The organism is Hyphomonas sp. UBA3601, assembly GCF_002375605.1.
Classification (GTDB): domain Bacteria; phylum Pseudomonadota; class Alphaproteobacteria; order Caulobacterales; family Hyphomonadaceae; genus Hyphomonas.
This window is the reverse complement of record NZ_DFME01000098.1, coordinates 1,780-6,765: the sequence shown is the minus strand read 5'-3', so window position 1 is coordinate 6,765 and position 4,986 is coordinate 1,780. Positions and strand designations below refer to the sequence as shown.

4 protein-coding genes are annotated in these 4,986 nt (G+C 59.9%); 1 reads left to right on the top strand and 3 read right to left on the bottom strand.

All coding sequences use genetic code 11. From position 1 onward, the window contains the following. Window positions 1-199: 199 nt before the first annotated feature. Window positions 200-2,644, top strand: coding sequence for a bifunctional diguanylate cyclase/phosphodiesterase (locus B4F73_RS09855; protein ID WP_206991016.1), 2,445 nt, complete (start codon window positions 200-202; stop codon window positions 2,642-2,644). On the opposite strand, the gene B4F73_RS09850 is transcribed toward B4F73_RS09855, so the two are convergent. The 3 genes from B4F73_RS09850 to B4F73_RS09840 form a co-directional block, all read right to left on the bottom strand. Then, window positions 2,641-3,519 carry a J domain-containing protein gene (locus B4F73_RS09850; protein WP_290481615.1) on the bottom strand — a complete coding sequence of 293 codons (879 nt, stop codon included), beginning with the start codon at window positions 3,517-3,519 and terminating at the stop codon, window positions 2,641-2,643. The genes B4F73_RS09855 and B4F73_RS09850 overlap by 4 nt on opposite strands. A gap of 78 nt (window positions 3,520-3,597) precedes the next feature. Beyond that, complete coding sequence (locus B4F73_RS09845; RefSeq protein ID WP_290483146.1) at window positions 3,598-4,068, bottom strand: DUF1203 domain-containing protein; 471 nt, start codon at window positions 4,066-4,068, stop codon at window positions 3,598-3,600. A 75-nt stretch (window positions 4,069-4,143) separates the two neighbouring features. After that, a partial coding sequence (locus B4F73_RS09840; RefSeq protein ID WP_422653694.1) for a phage tail baseplate protein occupies window positions 4,144-4,986 on the bottom strand: 843 nt, incomplete at its 5' end.

Sequence of the window (4,986 nt, the reverse complement as noted above, 5' to 3'; positions counted from 1 at the left end):
TTCCGGCCACCGCAAGAACGACACCCCGTCACTTGATTCTGTAATCAAACATACAGAAGGCACGTTTTCGACAAGTTACCGAAAATTTTTCTCATCCTTCCAAAACCGGCAGAGTGGCCCCAGATTGACACAGTAGGGTTTGTTTTTTGGTAACGTAATCATCTGCATGAAAATCCCGTAAAAGGATTTTTACTTTCAGATGTACGAAGTGTTGAACTGCATAACGACGGAGCATGACTGGAAGCACGTGCTTGCCTCCTTGTTCGTCCTGGCATTCAGCAATTGTTGTTCCCTGATCATCTACTATCGCAGCCAGGCTGCATTGGTGACCCGCAACAAGATCCTGTGGGCGATTGCCGCCGGCACAGTTGTAGGCCTCGGGGTCTGGGCCACCCACTTCATCGCGCTGCTCGGTTACAAACCCGGATTCGAAATCGTCTTCGACGCGGGTCGCACAATCGTGTCCGCCCTTATCTCTGTCGCTGGCTTCGTCACCACAGCATTGTTGCTGCGACTGAACGCGGATGGCACGCTTCGTCTGGCATGCGCAGGCATCGCGACCGCTGCCGTGGCCGGAATGCATTTCTATGGCATGTCGGCGCTGAGCGCCTCTGCCGTAATCGAGTACGATACAATCACCATCACAGCCGCAATGGTGCTCGGCTTCCTGGGCTATGTCGGCACCTATTTGCTCGGCGCGAACTCGAATGTCCGCTGGAGCACGGCGATCGCCACAGTCACCAGCGTACTGGCGGTCATCTCCATTCACTTTGTCAGCGCGTCCGGCACAACCCTGATCCCGATCAGAGGCCTGAGTACGCCGATAGTTGCCCTTCACACCACCGGCCTCAGCGCAATCATCGCCGTCGCCATGCTGGTCGTGGTGGTCCTCTCCGCCCTTGCGGCCGGCCTCGATAGTAATTTCCAGCGACTTCGCCACAAGGAACAACGCAAATTGTCCGTGCTGGCTGATTCAAGCAGCGAAGGTCTCTTCATGGTGTCAGCTGATGGTCTCGTCCTCCAGACCAATATGGCCGCACGGATCATGTTCAGCGACCGCTTGAGCGACCTCAAAGACCTGAAGGATCTGGGCCATCTGGCGGATGTGGATCGATTGCCAAAACTGTCGGGTCGCTCTGTTCAGGACCTTTTCCAGATTGAAGACGAGACCTTCTCCCTGAAGGAAAACCGGGATTATGGCGAACGCCGCATCCGGTTCGCAGATGGCCGTGAGATGATCGCCACGATCTCCAGTCGGCGCACTGAGGACACAAACGAAGATTTCGTCTTCTTTGCGGTTCATGACATGACCCAGCGCATCCGCGCCGAAGCCCGTGTGCGCGCACTCGCTTACCGTGACACTCTGACAGGCCTAGCCAACCGGGTTGCCTTCAATATGGCGCTTGAATCGTCTGTCAGTAAAGACGCTGAGCATCGCAAGAACCTGGCCGTCATGATCATTGATCTGGACGAGTTCAAGGAAGTCAACGATCAGTACGGCCATGGCGCTGGAGACACGCTCCTCAAGGCGGTGGGCCGCCGTATTTCCAACCAGCTGTCTGACAAGGACATGGTGGCCCGTCTCGGGGGGGATGAATTTGCCGTTCTGGTGCGCGGCCGATCCACACCCGAAGAGGTTACCCGGGTTGCAAACAACATACTGGCCGCCATTTCCGAACCACTGGCCATGGGCAAGCGAACGCTGAACTGCGGCGGCAGTATCGGCATCGCAATCGTCCCACAACGCGCGACCAGCCCTGCCCGCATCCTCACCTTTGCAGACCGCGCGCTTTACTCCGCCAAGGCTGACGGACGCGGTTGTGTACGGTTCTATGATGCCATTCTGCACAAACGCCAGATCGAAAAGCGCAATCTCGAACGCGCGCTCCATAAGGCGATAGAGAATGACGAATTCGTGCTGCACTTCCAGCCGAAAGTCAGCGCATCCTCGCGTGCCATTGTCGGCCGGGAAGCGCTGATCCGCTGGAATCGGCCAAATGTCGGCCTAATCGGCCCGGATGAGTTCATTCCCCTGGCAGAGCAGAGCATGCTGATCAATGATATCGGACGTTGGACGATCTTCGCTGCATGTTCTGCAGCCAGCCAATGGTCGGGCAAGGAGACGGTGGCCGTAAATCTGTCTGCCCGCCAGTTGCTCGATCCGGACTTGGTCGACCATGTTCGCACCGCACTCGATCAGACCGGGCTTGATCCAGAGCGCTTTGAGTTGGAGATCACGGAAACCGCAATCATCCACAACACCCAGCTCGCCACCAGCATCCTGCTTGATCTGAAAGCGCTCGGCATCAAGATTTCTCTGGATGATTTCGGGACCGGCTATTCGTCCATGAGCTATATTCAGGATTTCCCGTTCGACCGGATCAAGATCGACCGCTCCTTCGTGACGTCCATGAATGCCAATGTAAAATCCCGCGCCATTGTCGAGGCGATCATCCACCTCGCCCATTCGCTGGACATTCCGGTCGTGGCCGAAGGTGTTGAAACCGAAGACCAGGCCGAAGCGCTGGCCCAGCTGGCATGCGAGGAATTGCAGGGCTACCTGATTGCCGCTCCCGCCCCGTTCGAGGACATGGTTGCCCGCGTGCTGGCCGACAATCCTATTTTCGAGATCGAGGTCGCCTAGCGCCCTTCAGCCCAGGCTTTCAGCCCGTCATCTTTCGGATCATCCAGCACGATTTCAAGTCGGGCATAGAGATTGCCCGGCGTGGATGTCTGCACACCCTTGCCGCGCAAACGCAATTGAGAGCCGGTATTGGAGCCCGCAGGAACTTTCAAAGTCACCGGGCCGGACGGTGTCTTCACCTCGACACTGCCGCCGAGCACCGCGATCTTGAGATCGATCGGTACTGACATGCGCAGATCCTTGCCATCGCGTTCCCAGACGCTGCTGGGCTTCACTTCAACCTCCAGCAAGGCGTCTCCGGGCGGTCCGCCATTGGGCGATGCCTGCCCCTGACTTTTCAGACGTAGCGTCTGCCCAGATTCAATGCCTGCCGGAATATTCACATCCAGCGCTGTATTGTCGGCCATGGTCATGCGCCGTCGCGCGCCCGTGACTGAATCCGCAAAGTCGATCGTCACGCGATAGCGTACGTCACGACCCTTGACCGGCCCGCTGCGCCGCGACCGGCCACCCCCGAACATGCCGGACAGGATATCCTCGAATGGGTCGCCCTGCGCGCCGCCAAACGGGTTGCCACCGCCGCGTGTTTCCCAGCGCTGTCCCCCGCCGCCGGGCCCGCCGCCCGGATAGCCGCCGCCAAAGCCGGTCGGATTGCCGTCGCCGTCAATCTCGCCGCGGTCGAACTTGGCTCTCTTTTCCTTGTCGCCAAGAATGTCCCATGCCTGCGAGACCTGCTTGAAAGCTTCCAGCTTTTTGGGATCGTCCGGATTCTGGTCCGGATGCAAATCCTTTGCTTTCTGGCGATGCGCCTTCTTGATTTCGGCCTCGCTGGCCGAGCGGTCAACGCCGAGCACTTTATAGGGATCGAGGGCCAAGGGCGGGAAATCCTTCCAGTCACGAATCTGATATCCGATCACAGTTAGGATGTCCGGAACCGTAATGAAACCCGGATATTACCTTACCGGATCAACCCGCGCCGCAAAGCATCCCGGTTTGGCATTGTGCAAATGCAGATAGGCAACCCCCTCGGACGCCAGCATGGACGGGATTGCCACGCCAAGTTCAGACCCCTTGACCACATCGGCCGCCACCATGTCATGCGCTGCATTGAAACCTCGAATCGAAATCAGCCGCCGCGCCAGAACCTCCGGCACTTCGCCTTTGGCTGGCACATATTCCGCCGCACCTTCGCGCACGAAGATGGCATGCGAGCCCCGGTAGGGCGTCGCCTCATCATGATAGGTATGGTTGAGGAGATAGAGCGTCTCCCCAATCGCAGCGTCCTGCAAACTCACCCGGCAGGGAAAGCCGGGACTCACATCCGCAACGATTTTCTGAATGTTATGCACCGCAAGTTCGGCCACGGTCAGGCTCGGCAAATGCGCAAACGTCTCGGCGGCGAGACCGGTAATCTGGAATGTCATGGTGGGCTCCTGAATTTATGCCGGCCAATCTGCCGAAGCGCGCCAAACGCCGCCACCCGATACGTGCTGCAGGTCTTAAATCACCGCCCACAACCCAGTTCGCCCGTCCGGCCCAATCTCCGCCACCCGCGCTGAGGCAGCGCCGACAGGCCATTCCACAAACGGTACGTTCACCACCACTGGATCGCCAAATCCCGCCCCCATATCGAACCCGACGGCAAACCGTCCGGCATTCTCCGCCTCCGGCATGGCCCAGCTTTCTGGCACATCCGATCCGCGCCTGGTCCAGCTGAGTTGGTCCGCCCGCACACGCAGATGCGCCACAGGCCAGGGCAGGCCCGCACGGTCCTCGAACATGGCCGTCTGTGGGATATCATCCGCCCTGGCCTGCCAGACCAGCTCCGCCCCATATGCCTCCCCGCCAAGGCGTGCCCGCGCCACCGCCGCATCCAGCATCACCAACCGCGCGCCAATCGCTGCGTCGCCGGGCACACTCCCTCGCTGCCCCCGCAACAGCCCGGTCAGACGCCATGTGTCGGGCGCGATCAGGTCAGCCTGTTCAAACTGCACACATTCCCAGCCGGCAGCCGTCTCCAGCAGCGCGGCGTTGCTGCCCGACAGGACACGATCTTCCGGCAGGCTCGCAAACTCTCCGCCCGGACAATACACATCCAGCGCATTTGCGCGGTCCCACCGCCCCACCGGCCCCGCGCCGCACGCTTCCGTCAGCCGCCCGATTACCGCCGGCCGGTCCAGTCGCACCGCCTCGCTCAGCGCGTCGTCGGCCAGACCGGCAGACACGACCACCTCTCCCGGCCACGGATCCGCCCATGCCGCCACCAGCGGCCCAACGCCTTCGCCAAACTCCGGCAGGCTCGGCGCATCCATGACGACAAGGTCCACCCCGCCGAATACAGG

Bases quoted from the DNA above. Each gene is read 5' to 3' on its own strand.
- B4F73_RS09855 (WP_206991016.1), top strand. From the start codon at position 200: ATGTACGAAGTGTTGAACTGCATAACGACGGAGCATGACTGGAAGCAC.
- B4F73_RS09845 (WP_290483146.1), bottom strand. From the start codon at position 4,068: ATGACATTCCAGATTACCGGTCTCGCCGCCGAGACGTTTGCGCATTTG.